At 62.3% G+C, this 21,659-nt stretch carries 21 protein-coding genes; 16 read left to right on the plus strand and 5 right to left on the minus strand.

What is annotated here, in order from left to right:
* Positions 1-239: 239 nt before the first annotated feature.
* The 5 genes from VFB05_RS30320 to glpK all read left to right on the plus strand — a co-directional run bounded on the left by VFB05_RS30320 (position 240) and on the right by glpK (position 5,301).
* Positions 240-1,013 (plus strand): SDR family oxidoreductase, encoded by a 774-nt coding sequence (locus VFB05_RS30320; protein ID WP_325019524.1) that lies wholly within the window; start codon positions 240-242, stop codon positions 1,011-1,013.
* 285 nt (positions 1,014-1,298) lie between these two features.
* Positions 1,299-1,520, plus strand: a complete 222-nt coding sequence (locus tag VFB05_RS30325; protein WP_325019525.1) for a DUF3311 domain-containing protein — start codon at positions 1,299-1,301, stop codon at positions 1,518-1,520.
* A gap of 75 nt (positions 1,521-1,595) precedes the next feature.
* The gene (gene mctP, locus VFB05_RS30330; RefSeq protein WP_325019527.1) at positions 1,596-3,143 is read left to right on the plus strand and encodes a monocarboxylate uptake permease MctP; all 1,548 of its coding nucleotides are present in this window, start codon (positions 1,596-1,598) and stop codon (positions 3,141-3,143) included.
* Positions 3,144-3,286: 143 nt separating this feature from the next.
* On the plus strand, positions 3,287-3,736 hold the full coding sequence (locus tag VFB05_RS30335; protein WP_325019529.1) for an endonuclease domain-containing protein: 450 nt from the start codon (positions 3,287-3,289) through the stop codon (positions 3,734-3,736).
* A 68-nt stretch (positions 3,737-3,804) separates the two neighbouring features.
* The gene (glpK, locus tag VFB05_RS30340; protein WP_325019532.1) at positions 3,805-5,301 is read left to right on the plus strand and encodes a glycerol kinase GlpK; all 1,497 of its coding nucleotides are present in this window, start codon (positions 3,805-3,807) and stop codon (positions 5,299-5,301) included.
* Between the two features lie 68 nt (positions 5,302-5,369).
* Here the strand turns inward: glpK and VFB05_RS30345 are convergent, their stop codons facing one another.
* Entirely contained in the window at positions 5,370-6,185 is an 816-nt protein-coding gene (locus VFB05_RS30345; RefSeq protein WP_325019534.1) for a class I SAM-dependent methyltransferase, read from the minus strand.
* Between the two features lie 184 nt (positions 6,186-6,369).
* On the opposite strand from VFB05_RS30345, the gene VFB05_RS30350 reads away from it, so the two are divergent.
* From VFB05_RS30350 to VFB05_RS30370, 5 genes are all read left to right on the plus strand, one after another.
* Positions 6,370-7,068 (plus strand): helix-turn-helix domain-containing protein, encoded by a 699-nt coding sequence (locus VFB05_RS30350; RefSeq protein ID WP_325019536.1) that lies wholly within the window; start codon positions 6,370-6,372, stop codon positions 7,066-7,068.
* Positions 7,069-7,519: 451 nt separating this feature from the next.
* Positions 7,520-7,876 carry a hypothetical protein gene (locus VFB05_RS32285; RefSeq protein WP_414643340.1) on the plus strand — a complete coding sequence of 119 codons (357 nt, stop codon included), beginning with the start codon at positions 7,520-7,522 and terminating at the stop codon, positions 7,874-7,876.
* Positions 7,877-8,410: 534 nt separating this feature from the next.
* A complete protein-coding gene (locus VFB05_RS30360; protein ID WP_325019576.1) occupies positions 8,411-9,139 on the plus strand; it encodes a tripartite tricarboxylate transporter substrate-binding protein in 729 nt (242 codons plus the stop codon).
* Positions 9,140-9,228: 89 nt separating this feature from the next.
* Positions 9,229-11,259: a penicillin acylase family protein gene (locus VFB05_RS30365; RefSeq protein ID WP_325019540.1), complete on the plus strand. Its 2,031-nt coding sequence runs from the start codon at positions 9,229-9,231 to the stop codon at positions 11,257-11,259.
* Positions 11,252-11,665, plus strand: coding sequence for a penicillin acylase family protein (locus tag VFB05_RS30370; protein ID WP_325019542.1), 414 nt, complete (start codon positions 11,252-11,254; stop codon positions 11,663-11,665). The genes VFB05_RS30365 and VFB05_RS30370 overlap by 8 nt, the downstream gene beginning before the upstream one ends.
* A gap of 16 nt (positions 11,666-11,681) precedes the next feature.
* On the opposite strand, the gene VFB05_RS30375 is transcribed toward VFB05_RS30370, so the two are convergent.
* The gene (locus VFB05_RS30375; RefSeq protein WP_325019544.1) at positions 11,682-12,035 is read right to left on the minus strand and encodes a cupin domain-containing protein; all 354 of its coding nucleotides are present in this window, start codon (positions 12,033-12,035) and stop codon (positions 11,682-11,684) included.
* A gap of 22 nt (positions 12,036-12,057) precedes the next feature.
* Positions 12,058-13,026 carry a threonine/serine dehydratase gene (locus VFB05_RS30380; RefSeq protein WP_325019547.1) on the minus strand — a complete coding sequence of 323 codons (969 nt, stop codon included), beginning with the start codon at positions 13,024-13,026 and terminating at the stop codon, positions 12,058-12,060.
* 207 nt (positions 13,027-13,233) lie between these two features.
* Between VFB05_RS30380 and VFB05_RS30385 the strand changes: the two genes are divergently transcribed.
* From VFB05_RS30385 to VFB05_RS30400, 4 genes are all read left to right on the plus strand, one after another.
* On the plus strand, positions 13,234-13,536 hold the full coding sequence (locus VFB05_RS30385; RefSeq protein ID WP_325019549.1) for an ArsR/SmtB family transcription factor: 303 nt from the start codon (positions 13,234-13,236) through the stop codon (positions 13,534-13,536).
* A 16-nt stretch (positions 13,537-13,552) separates the two neighbouring features.
* Positions 13,553-14,185: a glutathione S-transferase family protein gene (locus VFB05_RS30390; protein WP_325019551.1), complete on the plus strand. Its 633-nt coding sequence runs from the start codon at positions 13,553-13,555 to the stop codon at positions 14,183-14,185.
* 196 nt (positions 14,186-14,381) lie between these two features.
* Entirely contained in the window at positions 14,382-16,610 is a 2,229-nt protein-coding gene (locus VFB05_RS30395) for a putative bifunctional diguanylate cyclase/phosphodiesterase (protein WP_325019553.1), read from the plus strand.
* 232 nt (positions 16,611-16,842) lie between these two features.
* Complete coding sequence (locus VFB05_RS30400; RefSeq protein WP_325019556.1) at positions 16,843-17,160, plus strand: hypothetical protein; 318 nt, start codon at positions 16,843-16,845, stop codon at positions 17,158-17,160.
* 39 nt (positions 17,161-17,199) lie between these two features.
* On the opposite strand, the gene VFB05_RS30405 is transcribed toward VFB05_RS30400, so the two are convergent.
* The gene (locus VFB05_RS30405; RefSeq protein ID WP_325019558.1) at positions 17,200-18,393 is read right to left on the minus strand and encodes a urate hydroxylase PuuD; all 1,194 of its coding nucleotides are present in this window, start codon (positions 18,391-18,393) and stop codon (positions 17,200-17,202) included.
* A 370-nt stretch (positions 18,394-18,763) separates the two neighbouring features.
* On the opposite strand from VFB05_RS30405, the gene VFB05_RS30410 reads away from it, so the two are divergent.
* Together VFB05_RS30410 and uraD are read left to right on the plus strand one after the other, a co-directional pair.
* Entirely contained in the window at positions 18,764-19,066 is a 303-nt protein-coding gene (locus tag VFB05_RS30410) for a hypothetical protein (RefSeq protein WP_325019560.1), read from the plus strand.
* Positions 19,067-19,227: 161 nt separating this feature from the next.
* Positions 19,228-20,133, plus strand: a complete 906-nt coding sequence (gene uraD / locus VFB05_RS30415) for a 2-oxo-4-hydroxy-4-carboxy-5-ureidoimidazoline decarboxylase (protein WP_325019562.1) — start codon at positions 19,228-19,230, stop codon at positions 20,131-20,133.
* Positions 20,134-20,256: 123 nt separating this feature from the next.
* Here uraD and VFB05_RS30420 read toward each other — a convergent pair whose 3' ends face one another.
* Positions 20,257-21,654 carry a nucleobase:cation symporter-2 family protein gene (locus VFB05_RS30420; protein ID WP_325019565.1) on the minus strand — a complete coding sequence of 466 codons (1,398 nt, stop codon included), beginning with the start codon at positions 21,652-21,654 and terminating at the stop codon, positions 20,257-20,259.
* Between the last annotated feature and the right edge of the window lie 5 nt (positions 21,655-21,659).

Genomic DNA, 21,659 nt, shown 5'->3' on the forward strand with positions numbered 1-21,659 from the left:
CCATGCGACTGTTCGATCAGACAAAGCAAAAACGGAGACGCCCATGCCGGGACTACGACCTCGAGCGGCCAGGAATCCAACGGGCTATCTCCGCCTGCCCGCCACTATGACAGTGACAGCCATCGAGATACAGGAATCCATGGCGCCGCAATTCGAGGAAAAATGGATTCTCAGGTGCGCAATCGCGCACCATAGTTCGCGCTTACGCGCGCCCCGGAATGACGTCTGAGGAGTCCCCCATGAAATCCACGCCCTTCGATCTCACCGGACAAGTCGCCGTCGTCACCGGCTCGAGCCGCGGCATCGGCCGTTCGTCAGCCGAACTGCTCGCAAAGCTCGGCGCCAAGGTCGTGATCTCGTCGCGCAAGGCGGACGCCTGCGAGGAGGTCGCCAGCGGCATCCGCAAGGCCGGCGGCGATGCGCATGTCATCGCCTGCAACATCTCGCGGCGCGAAGAGGTCGAGGCGCTGATCTCGGGCGCGACGAAGCATTACGGCAAGATCGACATTCTCGTCTGCAACGCGGCGGTGAACCCGTATTACGGCCCGCTGCTCGATATCAAGGATGAGGCCTTCGACAAGATCATGGCTTCCAACGTCAAGAGCAATCTCTGGCTCTGCGCGCTGGCGATTCCGCAAATGGCCGCGCGTGGCAAAGGCTCGGTCGTCATCATCTCCTCGATCGGCGGATTGCGCGGCTCGACCGTGATCGGGGCCTACGGGATTTCCAAGGCGGCCGATTTCGCATTGTGCCGCAGCCTTGCCGGCGAGTGGGGACCGAAGGGCGTACGCGTCAATTGCGTTGCGCCGGGCCTCGTCAAGACCGATTTCGCCCGTGCATTGTGGGAAGATGAGGAGCGGCTGAAGCGTCGCTGCGCGACGACGCCGTTGCGTCGCATTGGCGAGCCCGACGAGATCGCGGGCGCGGTTGCCTATCTCGGCTCGGACGCGTCGAGCTTCATGACCGGGCAGACCATCGTGGTCGATGGCGGTGTGACGACGGCGGCGGTGTAAGCTCTTCTCTCACGAAGCGGTCTTTCCCCTCTTCCCTCGCCGGAGACGGCGCCGAGCCAAAGGGTCGGCGCTGCGCGCCGCCCGCTGACAGGCTCTGCGGAGACGGGTGAGGGGCCGTTGCGCCAGAAGTAGAAGCCCTCACCCGGCTCAATCTCACTTCGTTCGATTTTGCCACCCTCTCCCACAAGGGGAGAGGGTAAGAGCCAACTGCGCCTCCTCCGAACGAGCTGCGATTTTGGAACCAACATTTGGCCAGGGCGTTCCGCCCTTGCCGGAGGAGTAGTCATGAATGAGCTGCGAGGCAGACAGGGCGGAGGAAGCTGGTGGTACTTGCTTCTGATCATCCAGTTTGTCGCGGTGCTGTGGCCAGCCTTCTACAACAGGGCCGAGCCAACACTCGCGGGTATGCCGTTTTTTTATTGGTACCAGCTTGCCTGGGTCCTCATTGGCGCGGTCTTGACCGCCATCGTCTACTTCGTCACCGAGGCGGAAGCCCGTAACCGCTAAGGAATACGGGTTTCGCGCACGGTGGCGTGCGATCCGGCAAGCGGCATTCGGTCCTTGAGCCGAGGAGGCGCTGTCGTGCCCGACGTGAACTGGGTTGCACTGACGGTTTTCGTGCTGCTGTTCGCCTTCATCACGTGGCTGGGCTTCGTCGCCGCCCATTGGCGCAAGGGCGATCTCGATCTGTTGCACGAATGGGGCCTTGGCGGCCGGCGCTTCGGCACGGTCGTCACCTGGTTCCTGATCGGTGGCGACCTCTACACCGCCTATACTTTCGTCGCCGTTCCGGCGCTAGCCTTTGGGGCCGGGGCTGTCGCGTTTTTCGCCGTGCCGTACACGATTGTCGCCTATCCGATCCTGTTTCTGGTTTTTCCGCGGCTGTGGTACGTCTGCCATAAGCAGGGCTACATCACGGCCGGGGACTTCGTGCGCGGTCGCTTCGGCAATCGCTGGCTCGCGCTGGCGATCACGATTACCGGCATCGTCGCCACCATGCCCTACATCGCTCTGCAGCTCGTCGGCATCCAGGTCGTCATCGGCGCGCTCGGCATCTCCGGAACAGGATTCACCTCCGACCTGCCGCTGATCATCGCCTTCATCATTCTCGCGGCCTTCACCTATTCGAGCGGGCTGCGCGCACCTGCCTCGATCGCGATCGTCAAGGACCTCCTGATCTACGTCACGGCGTTCACGGCCATCATCGCCATTCCGATCGAGCTCGGCGGCTTCGGCAAGATCTTCGCGGCCGTTCCTGCCGAGAAGCTGCTGTTGTCGGCGCCCGGCGCCGGTACCACCGGATCTTACGGCGCTTATGCGACGCTGGCGCTCGGTTCGGCGCTGGCGCTGTTTCTTTACCCGCACTCCATCACCGGAATCCTGAGTGCGAACAGCGGACGCGTCATCCGGCGCAATGCAGCGCTGCTGCCAGCCTATTCGTTCATGCTCGGTCTGCTTGCGCTATTCGGGTTCTTTGCGATTGCCGCCGGCGTCAGCACCGATCCGCAATTCGCGGCCGGCTTCAAGGAATTCGGTAACAACTTTGCGGTGCCGGCCTTGTTTCTGCACTCGTTTCCGTCGTGGTTTGTCGGCATCGCCTTCGCGGCGATCGGCATCGGTGCGCTGGTGCCCGCCGCGATCATGTCGATTGCCGCCGCCAATCTCTATACCCGCAATATTCACCGCGAGTTCATCAACAAAAATCCGACCGACCAGCAGGAAGCGCAGATGGCGAAATGGGTCTCGCTGATCGTCAAGGCCGGCGCGCTGGTGTTCATTCTGTTCGTCCCGACAAAATACGCGATCTACCTGCAGCTCCTTGGCGGCATCTGGATCATCCAGACGCTGCCCGCGGTGATGCTTGGCGCCTATACCCGCTGGTTCAATGATTGGGCGCTACTCGTCGGCTGGGCGGTCGGCACAGCGGTCGGCACGGCGATGGCGGCTGCCGCGCACCTATCGCCGACCTATCCCCTTGCCATCGCGGGGTTCACCTTTCCCGGCTACAGCGCGCTCTACACCGTGATCCTCAATCTCGTTGTCGTTGTCGTGTTGACGCCGGTGTTCAACGCCCTCAGCGCGCACCGTGCGCCGGCGGACGAAACTGCGGCAGCGGATTACTTTGCTTGAAGTGACGGCTAGATATTCAGTCGCACGCGCTTGTCACTTGCGGCAATGCCTAAACCGCGCTTCATTTTACCCTCCCCTGGAGGGGGAGGGTCGGATCGCGCAGAGCGAAGCGGCGGCGCGATCCGGGGTGGGGTGAACTCCAGATGATTTCAACGTCGATCCGGCGCAGCGCGGCACGAAAACTGCGGGCTAATACGACACCTCATGAGCGGTTGCTTTGGCGCGCGCTGAAAGAGCTTCCGCGGAGCGGTACTCATTTTCGGCGGCAGGCGCCGCTTGGTCCCTATATCGTCGATTTTCTCTGCCCAGCAAAACGTCTCGTCATCGAGGTCGACGGCGGACACCACAGCGATGGCGAGACAGCGAGGCACGATCGCGCGCGGCAGCGGTGGCTGGAGAAGGAGGGCTATCGTGTATTGCGTTTTTGGAATTCCGAGATAGCTCGTGATCTCAAGGCCGTGCTGGAGCAAATCTATGTTAAGATGCATGGCTCGCGTGAAGCGGACATAACGCTCGCTAAACACAGGCGTCGCCTGAGATCTTCACCCCACCCCGCCGCTCCGCGGCGACCCTCCCCCTCCAGGGGAGGGTGAAACCACAAACCTTGACCTTCTTCCTTCAATCCGCTTGCTTGCGAGCATACAAACCGGGGGGAACGCCAATGTCCTTCGTGCTCGCCATCGATCAGGGCACCACGTCGTCGCGCGCGATGGTGTTTCGCGCCGACCTTTCGGTCGCAGCCATCGCGCAAGCCGAGTTTCCGCAGCATTTTCCGGCTTCCGGTTGGGTGGAGCACGACCCGGAGGACATCTGGAATTCGACGGTTGCGGTCTGCCGCGAGGCGCTGAAGAAGGCGGGCCTCACGGCAAAGGACATCGCCGCGATCGGCATCACCAACCAGCGCGAGACGACGCTGGTGTGGGATCGCGCCACCGGCAAGGCCGTTCATCGCGCCATCGTCTGGCAGGATCGCCGTACCGCCGATTTCTGCGCGCGACTGAAGGACGAGGGCTTTGAGCCGACCATCACGGCCAAGACCGGCCTGATCATCGATCCCTATTTTTCCGGCACCAAGGTCGCCTGGATTCTCGACAACGTTCCGGGCGCGCGGGCGCGCGCGGAGCGCGGCGAACTGTTGTTCGGCACGGTCGATTGCTATCTCCTGTGGCGCCTCACCGGCGGCAAGGTGCACGCGACCGACGCCACCAATGCCTCGCGCACGCTGCTGTTCAATATTCATACTGGCGCCTGGGACGAGGATCTCCTGAAGCTTTTGAACGTGCCCCGCGCGATGCTGCCGGAGGTAAAAGACTCTTCGCATCGCTTCGGCGAGACGATCGCGGACCTGTTTGGCGGCCCAATCGCGGTGGCCGGTATTGCCGGCGATCAGCAGGCCGCGACCATCGGGCAAGCCTGTTTTTCGCCGGGCATGATCAAGTCGACCTATGGCACCGGCTGCTTCGCGCTGCTCAACACCGGCGCGACTCCGGTTGCGTCAAAGAACAAGCTGCTCACCACGATTGCCTATCAGCTTCAAGGGAAGCGCACCTACGCACTCGAAGGCTCGATCTTTGTTGCCGGCAGCGCCGTGCAGTGGCTGCGCGATGGGCTCGGCATCATCAAGCAGGCGGCCGAGACGGGGCCGCTCGCCGAAAAATCCGATCACGCCCAGAGCGTCTATCTCGTGCCCGCCTTTGTCGGCATGGGCGCACCGTACTGGAATCCGCGCTTGCGCGGCGCGCTGTTTGGGCTGACGCGCAACACCGGTCCCGCCGAGCTCGCCCATGCCGCGCTGGAAAGCGTCTGTTACCAGACCTTCGATCTGCGCGAGGCGATGCGCGCCGATTGGCCGGGCGGCACGGCCGCCAACGTGCTGCGCGTCGATGGCGGGATGACCGCTTCCGACTGGACCATGCAGCGGCTCGCCGATCTGCTTGACGCGCCGGTCGACCGTCCCGTGATTCAGGAGACGACGGCGCTGGGTGCGGCCTACCTCGCAGGGCTTTCCGCCGGCGTTTTTCCGGAACCTGCAAAATTCGCCGATCACTGGCGGCTGCAACATCGTTTCGAGCCAAAGATGAGCACGGCGACGCGCGAGCGTAAACTCAAAGGCTGGGCGCGCGCCGTGAAAGGTCTGCTCGCAAGCGATGGGGGGTAGCGAGTTGCTCGGCCGCGCAGAGTGGCGCGTACGGCCCGGCGACCGTGCGCTTAGCTGTGGTTGCGGCGTCAAGATCGCGTAATCACGACTTCGAGGTACTCGCCAGGAATAATGAGGGTTCCGCTGCGGCCCCAATTCGACCTCTCCAGAAGATCGAGGATGTCAGCCTCGAGCGCCGCCGCCTTCGTCGCATCAAGTGCTGCAAAAGCTCGGTTCGTGGGACCATAATATTTGCGGAAAACCTCGAGCCAATGTTCCGGAGATTCGTACCGGAAGGTGAACGTTTGCGCTGAGCTGTTGATCTCGTGTCCCTCGAACAGCTCCTGAAGACGCTCCGCCGTTCCCCAGACTGTAGGTGGCTTCAAGCCGGCTGGGGGTGGCAGGTAACGCCCGACAATTCTCAGGATCTGGCCAATAAAGCCGTCTGGCGTCCAGTTGGCGAGCCCGATCTTCCCGCCCTTGCGCACCACGCGAACGAGTTCGGCGGCTGCCTTACCCTGGTTCGGGGTGAACATGACGCCGAATGTGGACAGCGCCACGTCGAAGCTTTCGTCGGCAAAGGGAAGGGCTTCAGCGTCGGCCTCTTGAAATTTAACGGGAAGGCGTTCTGCGGCAGCGCGTTCCCTGCCTCGCTCGAGAAGGTCGGGGACATAGTCGGTGGATGTGACCCGTGCGAACCGGCGGGCAGCGGCTAGCGTCGCATTTCCGTTACCGGCTGCGACATCGAGCACGCTGCTGCCGGCGCAGATGTCGACGGCCTCGCACAGTCGCTCGCCGACAATCTGGAGGGTCGTTCCGATCATTGCATAGTCGCCCGCCGACCAGACGGCCTGCTGGCGTTGCTTAATGGCGGTGTAGTCCAGCGGTAGTGTCGCAACCGACATGACGATCTCCTGTGTTTTCCGAACTCTCCGCCCCAGGCGGGCTGGAGTCGGGGAGAAGCCTGTCACGGCGGCATCGGAAACAGCCAGTTCAGCATCTGAATCCAGCTGGTACAGATTTTGAACTGGCCCCGCGGGACGGATCGGAGCATCCTTTCCGAGGGCTGCGGGCGGAAGGAATTCGTCAATGTCGGATGGTAGCTACAGCCAGTTCTGTCCCGTCTCGATGGCGGCCGAGATTATCTGTTCGCGCTGGACGCTCCTTGTCCTGCGCGAACTCGTCCTGGGATCGACTCGCTTCAACGAACTGCGGCGCGGTCTGCCCAGCATGTCGCCGGCGCTTCTGTCGAAGCGGCTGAAGGATCTCGAAGCCGCGGGCATCGTCGTGCGCGCTGCCGCCGAGCGCGAGCCTGGTGTGCTGGAATATCGTCTCACCGAGGCTGGAGAGGAACTGCGTCCCGTCATCGAAGCGATCGGCGTCTGGGGCCATCGATGGGTGACCACCGAGGCGACGCTGAAGAATCTCGATGCCAACCTGCTGATGTGGGATATCAGGCGCAACATCAATGCCGATCCGATGCCGCGTCGGCGCTCGACGATCCAGTTCATCTTCAATGACCGGCCGCCCTCGGAGCGCAATTACTGGCTGATCGTGGAGCCGGGCAGGGATGTCGATCTTTGCCTCGTCGATCCCGGATTTGATGTCGACCTTTACGTATCGACCGATCTGCGGACGCTGACCGAGATTTGGCTCGGATATGCGGCTATCGGCGTCATGTCTGATGCCGGCCGACTTGTGTTGACGGGAGACAGAAATCTTGCCGCCGATCTGCGCGCCTGGCTGAAACTCAGCGTGTTTGCAAAAGTCGAGAAGAAGGTTGCGTAGTGCCTGGCCGGGGTGTTCGACAGTCATGTTCGAAACCAAGCCATTGCTAACCCCGGCAACTACCTAAGCTACTTTCGATGCGCGCTGGGCGAATGAAGCTCTGCGCGTAGCGGTATCGCGCCGCCAAGTTTCAGCCCACATGCCGACATGTTTGCCGGATGCTCTCGCGCGCGGGCAGGGGATTTCCCATGAGGAGTCCTCCGCAATGCATAGAGCTTTCTGTATCGTAGCCGCTTGTATCGCAGCCACGCTGCTGCTCCTTCCCTCCCAGGCCGAAGCGCGCCATTACCATCGCACCTACGCCCATCACTCATATTCCCACCAGGCCACGGCTCGCACCCCATACTCCCATCGCGGCTATGTCTATCGCGCCGCCACCCGCCATGCCTATTCGCGCCGTGCCTATGTTCACCACGCGTATGGTATGCAAAACTTCCGCCAGGCTTGGGCCATGGCCACACCTGACGGCGGCGAGAGGGTCATCGGCAGCCGTCCGGCAGGATGTCCCAATCGCTTCTGTGGATGCGAAGCCTCCCTCTACAAGTTCGGCCGGATCATTCCCGAATTGAATCTCGCGTCCAACTGGTACCGCTTCCCGCGCGCTGCGCCGTCGCCCGGCATGGCTGCGGTCCGGCGAGGCCACGTCATGATTCTCGAGAGCCAGGTCTCGGGCAATGTCTGGAATGTCCATGACGGCAATTCGGGTGGCCACGTGACGCGCGAGCACGCGCGTTCGCTTGCCGGCTACACGATCGTCAACCCCAATGGTGGCGCGAACCGGTTCGCAGCATCTTCCAGGTTCATGTAGGCTTTCTATTCCGTCTGTTGCGTGCGGCTCCGGCGGCTAGTGTCCCGATTCCGAAGTTCGTAGTCACTCGCGGAGTCACAGTTCGAACTTCGGAATCGAAAGGACACTAGCAAACTTATTATCTTAGTGTGGCTTTGGTTCAGAAGTCCGCATGACGAACCCGCGGCACAAATAATGCGGACTCCTGAACCGCCACACTAGGGCCGGAGCGCGCACCTGCTTTGCTGCTCTTCCGGTTGCAGCGGTGAGGCGATCCGTGTCAGCGTAGCCAGAAGCTGGGACGGAGATGATTGACATGAAGGTTGCTCGCCGCACGATCCTGCGTCTTGCGGGCGGCGCTGCAATGCTTCCGGCCTTGTCAAAGGCGGCGAGGGCGCAGACCTATCCGGCGCGGCCGGTGCGGCTCATCGTCGGCTTTGCCGCCGGAGGCGGGAGCGACATCGTTGCGCGGTTGATTGGCCATCATTTGTCGGAGCAACTCGGCAAATCGTTAACCGCACGGGCGCCGCCAGCAACATTGCGACCGAGACGGTCATCAACGCTACGCCGGACGGCTACACGATCCTGATTGCCACGACCGCAAATGCGGTCAATGCAACGCTCTACGACAAGCTCAGTTTCGACTTCATGCGCGATGTCGTTCCGGTCGCCGCCTGCGTCCGCCTGCCGAATGTGCTGGCCGTTCACCCTTCGGTGCCTGCCACGACCGTCGCCGAGTTCATTGCTTACGCCAAGGCCAATCCGAACAGGCTCAACATGGGGTCAGGCGGTGCCGGCGGTCCGGTCCATATGACCGGCGAACTGTTCATGATGATGACCGGCGTCAAACTGGTTCACGTGCCCTATCGCGGCGAGGCGCTGGCGCTGACCGACCTGCTCGGTAACCAGGTTCAGGTGGTTTTTCCAAGCCTCGCGGCGTCGATCGGCTATGCTCAGGCCGGACAGGTGCGTGTGCTTGGGGTGACAACAGCAGAGCGATCGAAAATCATGCCCGAGCTTCCACCCATCGAGGAGACAGTGGCGGGTTATGAATCGAGCACCTGGTACGGCATCGCGGCGCCCAAGGGCACGCCCGTCGCGATCGTCGAAACGCTCAACAAGGCGGTCAACGCGGCGCTGGCCGATTCCGGCTTTCAAGCGAAGTTTGGCGAGCTTGGCGGCAAGACCATTCCCGGCTCGCCGGCGGATTTTGGCAAGCTCATCGCCGACGAGACGGAAAAGTGGGCTGATGTGGTGAAGTTCTCTGGTCTTAAGCTGGAGTGAGACTGCGGCCAGCCGCGCCACAGATGAAGACGACAATGAAGAGATCGCGGGTCGAATGCGATCCGAAAAAAGGGGCAGGAAAAAACAGGATGAAGAAGATCACCGGCCGCTGCTTGCTGATATCGGCGCTTGTCGCTGCGGCGACCACGACAGCGTTCGCCCGCGATAACGACAGCGCACCTTCCGCCGCACGCCTTTCAACCGCGCAAGCCGCGGGCTTGCAATCGCCCGGCAAGATCCTGATCGACGTCTGGGGCATTCCCCACGTCTATGCCGAGAACGAGCACGACCTGTTTTTTCTGCAAGGTTTTAATGCCGCGCGCGACCGCCTCTGGCAGATCGATCTCTGGCGCAAGCGCGGGCTTGGCCTGTTGGCAAAGGATTTCGGCCCGGCCTATGTCGAGCAGGACAAGGCGTTGCGGCAGTTTCTCTATCGCGGCGACATGAATGCCGAATGGGCGTCCTACGGTCCCAAGGCGAAATCCTACGCCGAAGCGTTTGTCGCCGGCATCAATGCCTATGTCGCTGACGTGCGGGCTGGTCGCCGCGCGCTGCCGATCGAGTTTCGCATCGCCGGCACCATGCCGGACAAGTGGTTGGCCGACGACGTGGTGCGGATCAGGAGCCATGGCCTGACGCGCAATGTCGCATCTGAAGTGAAGCGCTCGCTGGTCGCATGCGCCGCCGGTCTCGATGCGGATCGCTTTCGGGTGAAGCTCGAGCCGGCATGGACCACGAAAATTCCTGATGGCCTCGATCCCTGCAGCGTGCCCAAAGGCGTGCTTGCGGCCTATGACCTCGCCACGCGCCCGGTGAAGTTCGCCGCACCGAAAGACCAGAAGGCGATGCTGGAGCACGATCCGGATCGGTTTCTCACCGAGGCCGACCAGCAGCGCGACACCATCGGCTCCAACAACTGGGTGATCGCGCCATCGCGCACGGCGACGGGACGCGCGATCCTCGCCAACGATCCGCATCGCGAGCACAGCGTGCCGTCGCTGCGTTATATCGTCGGCCTCAACGCGCCCGGCATTTCCGTGATCGGCGCCGGCGAGCCGGCGCTGCCGGGCATTTCGATCGGCCATAACGAGGTGATCGCCTTCGGCCTCACCATCTTCAACGTCGATCAGGAGGATCTCTACGTCTACGAGCTCAATCCGGCCGATCCGAACCAGTATCGCTATCGCGACGGCTGGGAAGCAATGCGCCTCGTTCACGAAAAGATCGATGTGAGGAGTGAAGCGCCGCGCGACGTCGAGCTGAAGTTCACCCGGCACGGTCCGGTGATTTATGTCGATGAAGCCAGCAAGCGCGCCTTTGCCATTCGCTCGGTCTGGTTCGAACCGGGCACCTCGGCCTATTTCGGCTCATCGGATTACATGACGGCGAATGACTGGAACGGCTTTTCCGCGGCGTTGAAGCGCTGGGGCGCGCCGTCGGAGAACCAGGTCTATGCCGACGTCAAGGGCAATATCGGCTGGATTCCCGCCGCCAAGACGCCGCGGCGCGTCAACTATGACGGGCTGATGCCGGTGCCGGGCGATGGCCGCTATGAGTGGCAAGGCTTTATCGAGAACGATCAGTTGCCGCGCGCCTTTCGGCCCGAACAGGGCTTTTTCGCAACCGCCAACCAGATGAACTTGCCGGCCGATTATCCCGTCACCGAGCGGAAGGTCGGATTTGAATGGGCCGATCCGGCGCGCTGGCAGCGCATCGTCGAGGTGTTGCAGTCCAAACCGAAGATGACACTGGCCGATGTCATGGATTTGCAGAACGACAACACCTCGATGCTGGCGCGGCGTCTTTTGAAGCTGCTGCGACCGCTTCAGTCCGAAGACGCCAACGCCAAAAATGGCCTGGATCTCCTTAAAAATTGGGATGCGCGCGACGATGCCGACAGCGCCGCCGCTGCCGTCTTTGAGGTTTGGATATCAAATCATCTCGGCGCGGCGCTGCTCAAGGCGGTCGCGCCGAAAGCGGTAGACTTGATCGCGCCGGAAGCCTCCAGCATTTCGCCCATCGTCGCCTATCTCGAAGCGCCTGATGCCGCGCTCGGCGCTAGATCCCAAAGCTGCGCGCGACCGCATCCTGAGCGAGAGTCTCGGGCGCGCGGTGGCTGATGTCACTGACAAGCTGGGCCCAGACTCCTCGATGTGGCGGTGGGGAAGGCTGCATGTCGCGATGTTCGACCATGCGCTGGAGCCGCTCACTGACAAGGCGACGGCCTCGCAACTCTCGGTCGGGCCGCTCGCCTTTGGAGGTGCCGCCAACGTGCCGCGCGCGGCGACCTATCGCCGCTCCGACTATCATCTGACGGCCGGCGCCTCGTTCCGCATGGTGCTCGATGTCGGCAACTGGGATGCTAGTCGCGCCATCAACACGCCGGGCCAATCAGGCGATCCCTTCAGCGGTCATTATCGCGACCTCGCGCCGTTGTGGGCGAGCGGTCAATATGTCCCGCTGCTCTACAGCCGCGCCGCGGTCGAAGCGGCGATGGCGGAGGTGATCACGCTGACGCCGAGGTGATACGGTCAGCGCAAGTCTAGGCAAGAATGCGCGGCGCGGCGGTCGCCTTGTCACCGCTGTTCGGGGTGCCCGTCGGCTCGATCAGCAGGATGTGCACCTCGCCTCGCGCCACGGGCTTATGTTCGACGCCCTTGGGAACCACAAAAACCTCGCCAGAGTTGAGGGTTACGGTGCGGTCCCGAAGCTCGATGTCGAGCGTGCCCTTGAGCACGAGGAAGAAGTCATCCGTGTCATCGTGCTTGTGCCAATGGAACGGACCCTCGAGCTTCGCCACCATGATGTCGTTGTTGTTGTAGGTCGCGATCGTGCGTGGCGAGAAGCGCTCAGTGAACGTCGCGAGCTTCTCGGCGAGATTTGCGGGCTTTGTCATTTTCATTTTCCTTCGGAAATGCTCAAGCGTCGAATTTCACCGCTGTGGTGTTCGCCCCGCACAGCAGAACGGCGACGCGCTCTCCAGGCGCAGGTTCGTAGCGTCCCGAGAGCAGCGCGGCGAAAGCGGCCGCGCCGCCGGGCTCGGTCACGACGCGCAAGCGCGACCACAGCGTTTCCTGCGCCTGGCGGATGGCGTCGTCGGTGACCAGCACCACGCGATCGATATTGTCGCGCGCGATCGGAAACATCAGTTGCCCAACTCGGCGCGGCGCAAGCGAGTCGGCGGCAAGACCGCCGGCAGGCGCATCGACGGGTTCGCCGGCGGCGAGCGCGGCATGCAGGGTCGGCGCCAGCTCCGGTTCGACCGCAACGATATTCACCCGCCGCTCGAACCACGCCGCGATGCCGCCGATCAATCCACCGCCGCCGACCGCGACCAAAAGCGTATCGATGTCGGGCGCATCCTGCTCCAGTTCCAGTCCGACCGAACCCTGACCCATCAGCGTCTCGGCCTGATCGTAGGCGTGGACCGGCATGGCACAGGTCGCGGCGATATGCGCTTCGCTGGCGGCGAGAGCATCCGCATAGAGCGATCCTGATATCACGAGCTTGGCGCCGAGGCCGCGGATCGCCGCCTGCTTGGCGGGTGAGGCGACATCCGGCACGAAAATGGTTGCTGGTACCCCTAAGCGCTGCGCGGCATAAGCGACCGCGACGCCGTGATTGCCGCCGGAGGCCGCAACCACGCCAACCGCCGGCGGCTTGCGCAACAGCAGATTGGCGAACGCGCCGCGCGCCTTGAACGAGCCGGAATGCTGCAGGAATTCAAGCTTGAAGGCGAGCGGGGCGGAGGCGAGGCCGAAGTCGGCCGCGTCGAGCCGCAGCAGCGGCGTCCGCCGGATGTACGGGCGGATGACGGTTTCAGCCGCGGTGATGGCCTCGCGTGTGATGGTGTAGCGTCTGTCATCGAAGCCTTTTCCGCGTGGCAAGACTTTCCGTATTCGTCATGTCCGGACGTGATCCGGGCATCCATCTCTTTTGAAGGATGGATCATGGGTCTCGCGTCAACCAAGTCGGCTGTTGCCGACTTGGCTTATCGAATTTGTCGATCTCGAGTAGACTCGAGATCGACGGCGCGGCCCGGTAATGACGCAAGAGCATCTTGACACAAGTTAGGTAATTAGCAAAATGGCTAAATGAAGATTGCGATTGCGTTGCGCGCCCTCGCCAACGAACGGCGCCTCCTGATCCTGGATTGGCTCCGCGATCCCGAGCGGCATTTCAGGGCGCAGGTCGATGGCGACCTGGTCGAAGACGGGGTCTGCGGTCTGCTGATTGCCGAAAAGCTCGGCGTAAGCGCGCCGACCTTGAGCGAGCACATGCGCGTCTTGATCGAGGCGAAACTGGTGAAGGCCAAGCGCATCAAGCAATGGACGATGTATAGACGCGACGAGGACGCCATCGCGACGGTCAAGCGCGTCATTCGCGAGAAGGTTTGAGGCAGGGGACATCTTCATGATTCTCATCGGGCAGTATGACTCTCCCTTCGTTCGTCGTGTCGCAATCGCGATGCGGCTTTACGGCTTCGCCTTCGAGCATCGGCCGTGGTCGACCTTCGGCGATGCCGACAAGATTGCGCCGTTCAATCCGTTGCGGAGGGTGCCGACGCTGGTGCTGAAAGACGGCGAGGCGCTGATCGAAAGCACGATCATTCTGGACCATCTCGACGAGCTGGCCGGACCGGACAAGGCGATGATTGCGTCCAGCGGATCGGATCGCCGCCATGCCTTGAAGATTTGCGCGCTGGCGACCGGTCTCGCCGACAAGGGTGTCAGCCTGCTCTATGAACGGGTGCTGCGAAAGGATCATCAGTCGAAAATCTGGGTCGAGCGCTGCGAAGCCCAGATCGGCGGCGTGCTGGACGTGCTGGAAAAGGAGCGCGCAGGCATCGCCTCGCCGTTCTGGTCAGGGGTGAAGATCAGCCACGCCGATATCGCGGTCGCCTGCGCGCTGCGCTTCACCAGCGAGGCGCATCCGCGGCTGTTTGATCCCGCGCGCCACCCGGCGCTTGCCGATCACGCCGCGCGTTGCGAGGCGCTGGAGGTGTTCAAGGAAATCGTGCAGCCGCTGATTCCGCCCGCAGGATGATGTTGGGGTGTCGTATCACTCCAGGGCGTTCGTCCCATTTAGATATCTCTAACCAATCCCCCCGAATTTCCCGTGTTTTGGCCCCGTGGTATTCCGGGGTGTTGCGTATTCTTAATGGCTCCGCGCGCAGATTTTGCTGGATTAAATCCGATCGCAGTTCACTTCATCAAGCCGCACACGGATAGACCGCTTCGTCATGATCGCGAAGAGCCTGATTGGAATGGCGGAACCGAACATCCGCCGCTTGGCAATCGCCGTCGCCGGCTTGACGGCGCTGCTGCTGGTCGCCCCTTTGCTGCCGGCTGCGAGGTTCTTTACACCGGTTTCCTATCTTCCGTGGCATACCGCGTTCGAATTCATCGCGATGGTCGTATCGCTGATGGTGTTCGCGCTCGGCTGGAATCTGCGCCGCGAGAAATCGAACAGTCATATCATTCTGCTGGCTGCTGCTTTTCTCGCCGTTGCCATCATCGATTTCGCGCATGCCATGACCTATCCCGGCATGCCTTCGGCATTTGGCGAAAGCGGACTGCAGCTCACGATAGATTTCTGGTTGGCCGGTCGCGCTATTGCAGCGCTGGCGCTATTGGCCGTTGCCTTGCTGCCGCTACGTACGTGGCCGCCCGGCGCCGCCGTGGCGGCGCCCGGCGCCGCCCTGGTTATCACGGCGCTGGTGTGGTGGATGAGCCTTGCCCATGGCGACTGGCTGCCTGCCAACGTTACGCCGGACGGCGGCTTGTCCGTGTTCAAGATCAACGCGGAATACGTGCTTGCGGCCACCTATTTCGTTGCCAGCCTGCTGATGCTGCGCCGGCGTAACAACTGGCATGATCCCAACCTGTGTTTTCTGGCCGCCGGCACCTGGGTGCTCGGGCTTGCGGAGCTGCTGTTCACCCTCTACACAACCCCGAGCGATCTCTTCAACGTTTTCGGTCACCTTTATAAGGCGGCCGCTTACGCGATGCTGTATCGGGCGCTGTTCGTCTCGAGAATCATCGCTCCATATCAGGCGCTGGAGCAGAGCAAGGCGGAATTGGTCCACCTTGCCAACCACGATTCGCTGACTGGCTTGCCCAACCGCCGGATGATCGAGAGCCGCACCACCGCGCTGCTCGAAGACGCCGGCGCCAGGGGCTGCTTGATGCTGCTTGACCTCGACGCATTCAAGGATGTCAACGACAGTCTCGGGCATGCGGCCGGCGACGAACTGTTGCGACTTGTTGCCAAGCGGCTTCAGTCGCGACTTCCGCGTGACGCGCTGCTCGGACGCATGGGCGGTGACGAATTCGTTGTGCTGGTGGCCGATGTGTTTGAGAGGGCCGACGTGGTGACCCTGGCCGAGCGTCTGACCGGGGCCCTCAAGTTGCCGTTCGTGCTCAGAGGCGGGCAGGAGCTTTATGTCGGGACCAGCATCGGAATATGCCGCCTGCCCGATGAAGGAAACACCGTCGATCAGTTGATCCGCAACGCCGATGCGGCGCTTTACGAAGCCAAGGAGGCGAGCCGGGGCAGCTTCCGCTTCTACAGCGCTTCGCTCACCGAGGCAGCCAACAAGCGGATGAGCCTCGAAAGCCGGCTGCGCCGTGGCTTTGAGCGAGGCGAGTTCGTTCTGCATTACCAACCTCTCGTCAACGTCATCGACGGCCGCATCGCCGGCGTCGAAGCTCTTCTGCGCTGGGCACCGCCCGGCGAGGCGCTCGTGCCGGCCGGAGCGTTCATCAAGGTCGTGGAGGATGCCGGCCTGACCATTGCGCTCGGCGAATGGGTTGTTCGGGAAGCCTGCCGCCAAATGGCTGAATGGCACAAAGAAGACCTGCGGCTTGAGGTCGTCGCGGTCAACCTCTCCTCACAACAGTTCCGCCACGCCGACATTGCGGGGACGATTACGGAAGCGCTTACGTTCAGCGGACTTGCGCCCCAGGCGCTGGAAATCGAGATCACCGAGGGCAGCCTGATGGGGGCAGGACCCGATGTCGAAGCAACGCTTGCCGCGTTGAAAAGGATCGGCGTCAAACTTGCGATTGACGATTTCGGGACCGGTTATTCGTCGCTTGCCTATCTGAAACGCTTCCCCGTCGACAAACTCAAGGTGGATCAGAGCTTCGTGCGCGACATTCCGCACGATGCCAAGGGCATGCAGATTTGCGAGGTCGTGGTCAATCTCGGCAAGACGCTGGGGCTTGAAGTGCTGGCGGAGGGTGTCGAAACCGAAGCCCAACTCGCTTATCTGCGTGGGCTCGGTTGCGATTACGTGCAGGGCTACCTCCTTGGCCGCCCCATGCCGGCCGCCGAGCTCGAGGCGCAACTGCGCGGCAATGCCGCCGCGCTTGACCGATTCAAGATCATTGCCGCAGCTACCGCGCGGCAGCCACTGCAGGCCTCAGTGACCCGCGCTCGAAAACGGCGGCCTCCAACGGTGGCGTAGGGCTCGCGGCTCGCAGGCTGGGCAAGCCGCACCGCGTCGGCCGTTGCGAGCCGCGCGTTGCGAGGCGCTGGAGGTGTTCAAGGAAATCGTGCAGCCGCTGATCCCGCCGAAGGGGTGAGGGCCAATACTGTCTGATGGTTGAGCAAAGCGGCTTGAACTTCCACGCCTTTGACCGCGACTAATCCCCCGGACCGCCATGGCGTGTGCGGTCATCAACACAGGGGGCATCGTCATGGCCAATCCTCCACCATCTGCAGCGCAAGGTGTCAACCGCTCGCCCACCGCGGGTTTTCTGCTCGCCTGCTTCCTGATCGCGCACTTCTTCTGGAATCTTATGGTCCCGGCGCACGAGTACCCGATGCGCACGGAGCAGGTGCTGACGATGACTTTCGATTTCATGATGGTCGTCGGCCTGTTCGGCTTCCGCCGCGTGCTCCCGGCGCCTTTGTTCTGGATTGCGCTGCTTGCGGGTATCGGCCTGTTCGCGTTTCGTCTCTCGGCGCACGGCTGGTGGACCGGCCATCTCACCTACTCGCTCTTGCCGCGCTAGCCGTGGTGAGCGGTTGAACTCGCGGACGAGGCCAAGGGTCTAACGCGAGCTATCGGCCAGCCAGGCGGCGAGCACGGCGCGCTCGTCAGATGTGATTTCCGTGATGTTGCCGGGCGGCATGGCGCTCGACCAGGCCGCATTGCGGCCGATCAGGCGGCTGTTGCGCTTGATCGCTTCCGCATCGTCCAGCCGCACGCCCTTTGGCGCCGCGGTGATTCCGTCGAATACGGGTTCAGCGGCGTGGCACATGCTGCAACGGGACAGCACAATGTCCTGCACGGCCGCGAAGTCGTGCCTTGATGTCACGGCGCTGGCCTTGGCATCGCGGGGCCCGGCGGTCGTGAGGAATGCGATCGCGATCATGCCGATCGTAGCCACCCCCCAGACCCACCACGGCGATTTGCGGCCCGCATGCCGTTCGTTGAAGAAATGGCGGATCACGGGGCCGAGCGCGAGCACGATCGCCGCGATCACCCAGTTGAAGCGGGTGCCGAAGATCAGCGGGTAGTGATTGCTGATCATGAGAAAGACGACCGGCAGCGTCAGATAATTGTTGTGGACCGAGCGCTCCTTGCCCTGCTTGCCGTATTTCGGATCCGGCTTTTGCCCGGCGAGCAGTGCTGCGATCACCTTTTTCTGGTTCGGGATGATCAGCGTGAAGACGTTTGCGACCATGATGGTGCCGATGATCGCGCCGATCTGGTTGAAGGCGCCGCGTCCGCTCAGCACATGGGTGAAGGCGTAGGTCAGCGCGACCAGAAAAATGTAACCGCCGATTGCAAACGGCAGCTCGTAAGCGGAAAGGCCGCTGCGGCAGGCCGCCTCATAGAGCAGCCAGGCGAGCGCAAGGCTGAAGAAAGAGAACAGCGCCGCCTGTGTCGGCGTCAGGTCGAGCACCGACTTGTCGACCAGAAACAATTCGGCATCGAGATAGTAGACGATGACCATCAAGACGAAGCCGGAGAGCCAGGTCGTGTAGGCCTCCCATTTGAACCAGGTCAGCTCGCTCGGCATCTTGCTAGGGGCGACCAGGAACTTGACCATGTGATAGAAGCCGCCGCCGTGCACCTGCCACGCATCGCCATGGGCGCCCTCGGGCAGGCCCTCGCGCGGCTTGAGCTCGAGATCGAGGTGGATGAAATAGAACGAACTGCCGATCCAGCCGATGGCCGCGATCACATGCAGCCAGCGGAAAATCAGACTGGCCCATTCCGACAGTATCGATGCCCACATCGCCGGCTCCCCGCGCGCCTTCCCGGTCAGCCCTGCTCGGTCAGTCCTGGCCAGATGCCTCGACCCTGTGTCGCATTGATCGCAAGTCTTTGCCAGCGCTTCCGATTGGCAGTTTCTTCGGGTCACTTGCCCAAAATTGCAGCATGTGGACTTCGCCCGTCCAATCCGGTTCAATGGCCTCGTGGAGTGGATTTGACATTCGCTACCCGCCCGGCCGCGAGTTCGAACTGCGAATGTCAAATCCAAAACTCCACTAGCAAACCAAGTTTGCTAGTGGTCCTTTGATTCTAACATTCGCCAAAGTGCCAGCTGAGAAGGGGCAGCGAATGTTAGAATCGGACCACTAGGGGCAGATTTTGAGGTTTAAAAAATGAAGAGGGTTCTTTTGTGCGCGATGCTGGTGGCGGCGGCGACGCCGGCCTGGTCGCAAACCAAGCCCAAGGCGGGACGCGCCGACCCCTGCGCGCCGATCGGCCAGACCGCCAACCGCGAGCTGGTCTATCCGATGAACTGCAACAACCTGCCGGCGCCGCCTCCGCTGCCGCCGCAGGCCGAAGTTCAGCAGGCGCCCGCGCCGGCCCCTGAGCCTGAGGTGCGGCGCGGCGGTCTCTTCGGCCTGTCCTTCGACGCCGGGAGCGGGAATTCGCAGTCCGCACAGGGCAGGAGCCCGTAAATCGGGTCGGCGAGGCTAGTGAAGCGACTCTGACGTTCCTTTCAGTTTCGCAGCAGCCTCTTCAAAGGAACGTCAGAGTCAAAGCTTCACTAGAACTAGATATTTACTGGTGTCCCTTTGGTTCTGACATTCGTAAAAGTAGCCGCTGCGAAAGGATACGAATGTCAGAACCGGGACACCAGTCGCAGAAGCCGCTTGAGGAGCTGAACGCTTGCACGCAAAGCGATTTCGTTGCCGTGCTCGCCAACATCTTTGAGTATTCGCCCTGGGTTGCCGAGCAGGCGTTTGCCGCGCGGCCGTTTGCAGGCGTCAATGAGCTGTTTGCGGCGATGACGTCGGCGGTCGAGCGTGCGCCAGAAGATTTGCGTCTCAAGCTGATCAAGTCGCATCCCGATCTCGGCGACAAGACGCAGCGCGCGGCCGGGCTCACGGTCGAATCCACCGCGGAGCAGACCAGCGCCGGCCTCGACCGGTTGTCGGACGCCGAATACGAGGCGTTCGAGCGCGTCAACAACGCCTATCGCGCAAAATTCGGCTTTCCCTATATCGTTTGCGTGCGCCGCCACACCAAAGATTCGATCCTGAGGGATTTCGAGCGGCGGCTGCCGAACGATGCGGCGACCGAGACAAAGACCTCGATTGCGGAAATTTGCAGGATCGCGGCGTTGCGGCTTGATCAGCTCATCGTTGCGGGCGATCGGCTGCCGGTTCACGGGCGGCTTTCAACCCATGTGCTTGATACGCATAGCGGCAAGCCCGCCGCGGGCATCGCGGTCGAACTGGTCGAGCGGTCGCTGCTTGGTGCAAGCCGCGTGGTGACGACGGCGGTGACCAATTCGGATGGCCGCACCGACCAGCCGTTGATCGGCGGACGGCCGGTACCGATCGGCCGCTATGAGCTCAACTTCCGCGTCGGAGACTATTTTCGCGCGCGCAACGTCCCGCTCTCCGATCCGCCGTTCCTCGACGATATTTCCTTGCGCTTTGCGGTGAGCGATCCGGAGGGACATCTGCATGTGCCCCTCCTGGTCACGCCCTGGAGCTACGCCACCTATCGCGGCAGCTAGAGTTCCTCATGGTGAGGAGCCCCGGGCGGCGCCTTCGCCGGACGATGCTATGCATCGCCGGGTGAACCATGAGGCCATCCTTCGAGACGCGGCCTTCGCCGCTCCTCAGGATGAGGTCAGTACCTAGACATGTTGTGCGGTTGAGGACGCCGCCACCGCGTCGGTCTTCGCGCTCGCGCCGGAGCCGATCCCGTTGAAGAACGCGTTCAGGGCGACTGCGACCACGGCGCAAAGCAGGATGCCGGAGTCCAGCAGCGGCTGCAGGTCCTTCGGAAGATTGTGGAAGAAGCCGGGGGCGGCGAGCGGAATCAGTCCGAAGCCGACGGAAATCGCGACCACGAACAGGTTGAAGCGGTTGGTCCTGAAGTCGACCGCGGTGAGAATTCGCGCGCCGGTCGCCGCCACCATGCCGAACATCACGAGCCCCGCGCCGCCGAGCACCACTTGCGGCACCGCTTCGACCAGCGCGGACAGCTTTGGCACAAGGCCGAGCAGCAGCATGATGATGCCGCCAGTGATCGTGACCCAGCGCGAACGAACCCCGGTGACGCTGACGAGGCCAACGTTCTGTGAGAACGACGTGTAGGGGAAGGTGTTGAAGATGCCGCCGATCAGCGTGCCAACGCCGTCGGCGCGCAGGCCGCGCGACAATGCTTCGCGGTCGATCGTCTTGCCGGTCATGTCACTAAGCGCGAGGAACATGCCGAGCGATTCGATCATCACCACGATCATGACGATGCACATGGTGATGATCGGGACGAGATGAAATTGCGGCAGGCCGAAGTGGAAGGGGATGACGATGTCGCCCCATGGCGCGGCAGCAACTTTCTCGAAATGCATCACGCCCAAAATGCTGGCGAGCACGGCGCCGGCGATGATGCCGAGCAGCACCGAGACATTGGCGATAAAGCCCGAGCCCCATTTGACCAGTCCGAGGACAATCAACAGCACGAAGCCGGCAATGCCGAGCCCCTGCAACTGGCCGTAAGCCGGATTGGGAAAGGCGCCCTTGACGCCGTCCAGCTCCCTGAGCACGGTCGGCAGGCCGCCGCCGGCCCAGTTGATGCCGACCCGCATCAGCGAAATGCCGATGATCATGATGATGGTGCCGGTGACAACAGGCGGAAACAGCGGCAGCAGCCGACTGATGAAAGGGGCGGCAACGATGCCGAAGATTCCGGCAGCGATGACCGATCCGTAAATGCCGAGCAGCCCAATATCCGGTGAGGCCGCCATCGACAGCATCGGGCCGACGGAGGCGAAGGTCACGCCCATCATCACGGGCAACCGAATTCCGACTGACGGAAATCCGATGCACTGCACCAGTGTTGCAAGACCACAGGCAAACAGGTCGGCGCTGATCAGATAGGCGACGTCTTCCGGCGGCAATTTCAACGCCCGCCCGATGATCAGGGGAACGGCGACGGCGCCGGTATACATCACCAGCACATGCTGCAGTCCCAGCGCCAGGAGGCGCGGAACGGGCAAGACTTCGTCGACGGGATGGATTTCGGTACTCATGGCTA

This window comes from Bradyrhizobium sp. (genome assembly GCF_035652035.1).
Taxonomy (GTDB): Bacteria; Pseudomonadota; Alphaproteobacteria; order Rhizobiales; family Xanthobacteraceae; genus Bradyrhizobium.

Bases quoted from the DNA above. Each gene is read 5' to 3' on its own strand.
- VFB05_RS32285 (WP_414643340.1), top strand. From the start codon at position 7,520: ATGGCCACACCTGACGGCGGCGAGAGGGTCATCGGCAGCCGTCCGGCA.
- VFB05_RS30410 (WP_325019560.1), top strand. From the start codon at position 18,764: ATGAAGAGGGTTCTTTTGTGCGCGATGCTGGTGGCGGCGGCGACGCCG.
- VFB05_RS30350 (WP_325019536.1), top strand. From the start codon at position 6,370: ATGTCGGATGGTAGCTACAGCCAGTTCTGTCCCGTCTCGATGGCGGCC.
- uraD (WP_325019562.1), top strand. From the start codon at position 19,228: ATGTCAGAACCGGGACACCAGTCGCAGAAGCCGCTTGAGGAGCTGAAC.
- VFB05_RS30365 (WP_325019540.1), top strand. From the start codon at position 9,229: ATGAAGAAGATCACCGGCCGCTGCTTGCTGATATCGGCGCTTGTCGCT.
- VFB05_RS30375 (WP_325019544.1), bottom strand. From the start codon at position 12,035: ATGACAAAGCCCGCAAATCTCGCCGAGAAGCTCGCGACGTTCACTGAG.
- VFB05_RS30395 (WP_325019553.1), top strand. From the start codon at position 14,382: ATGATCGCGAAGAGCCTGATTGGAATGGCGGAACCGAACATCCGCCGC.
- VFB05_RS30420 (WP_325019565.1), bottom strand. From the start codon at position 21,654: ATGAGTACCGAAATCCATCCCGTCGACGAAGTCTTGCCCGTTCCGCGC.
- VFB05_RS30320 (WP_325019524.1), top strand. From the start codon at position 240: ATGAAATCCACGCCCTTCGATCTCACCGGACAAGTCGCCGTCGTCACC.
- VFB05_RS30335 (WP_325019529.1), top strand. From the start codon at position 3,287: ATGATTTCAACGTCGATCCGGCGCAGCGCGGCACGAAAACTGCGGGCT.
- VFB05_RS30325 (WP_325019525.1), top strand. From the start codon at position 1,299: ATGAATGAGCTGCGAGGCAGACAGGGCGGAGGAAGCTGGTGGTACTTG.
- VFB05_RS30405 (WP_325019558.1), bottom strand. From the start codon at position 18,393: ATGTGGGCATCGATACTGTCGGAATGGGCCAGTCTGATTTTCCGCTGG.
- VFB05_RS30345 (WP_325019534.1), bottom strand. From the start codon at position 6,185: ATGTCGGTTGCGACACTACCGCTGGACTACACCGCCATTAAGCAACGC.
- VFB05_RS30390 (WP_325019551.1), top strand. From the start codon at position 13,553: ATGATTCTCATCGGGCAGTATGACTCTCCCTTCGTTCGTCGTGTCGCA.
- glpK (WP_325019532.1), top strand. From the start codon at position 3,805: ATGTCCTTCGTGCTCGCCATCGATCAGGGCACCACGTCGTCGCGCGCG.
- VFB05_RS30385 (WP_325019549.1), top strand. From the start codon at position 13,234: ATGAAGATTGCGATTGCGTTGCGCGCCCTCGCCAACGAACGGCGCCTC.
- VFB05_RS30400 (WP_325019556.1), top strand. From the start codon at position 16,843: ATGGCCAATCCTCCACCATCTGCAGCGCAAGGTGTCAACCGCTCGCCC.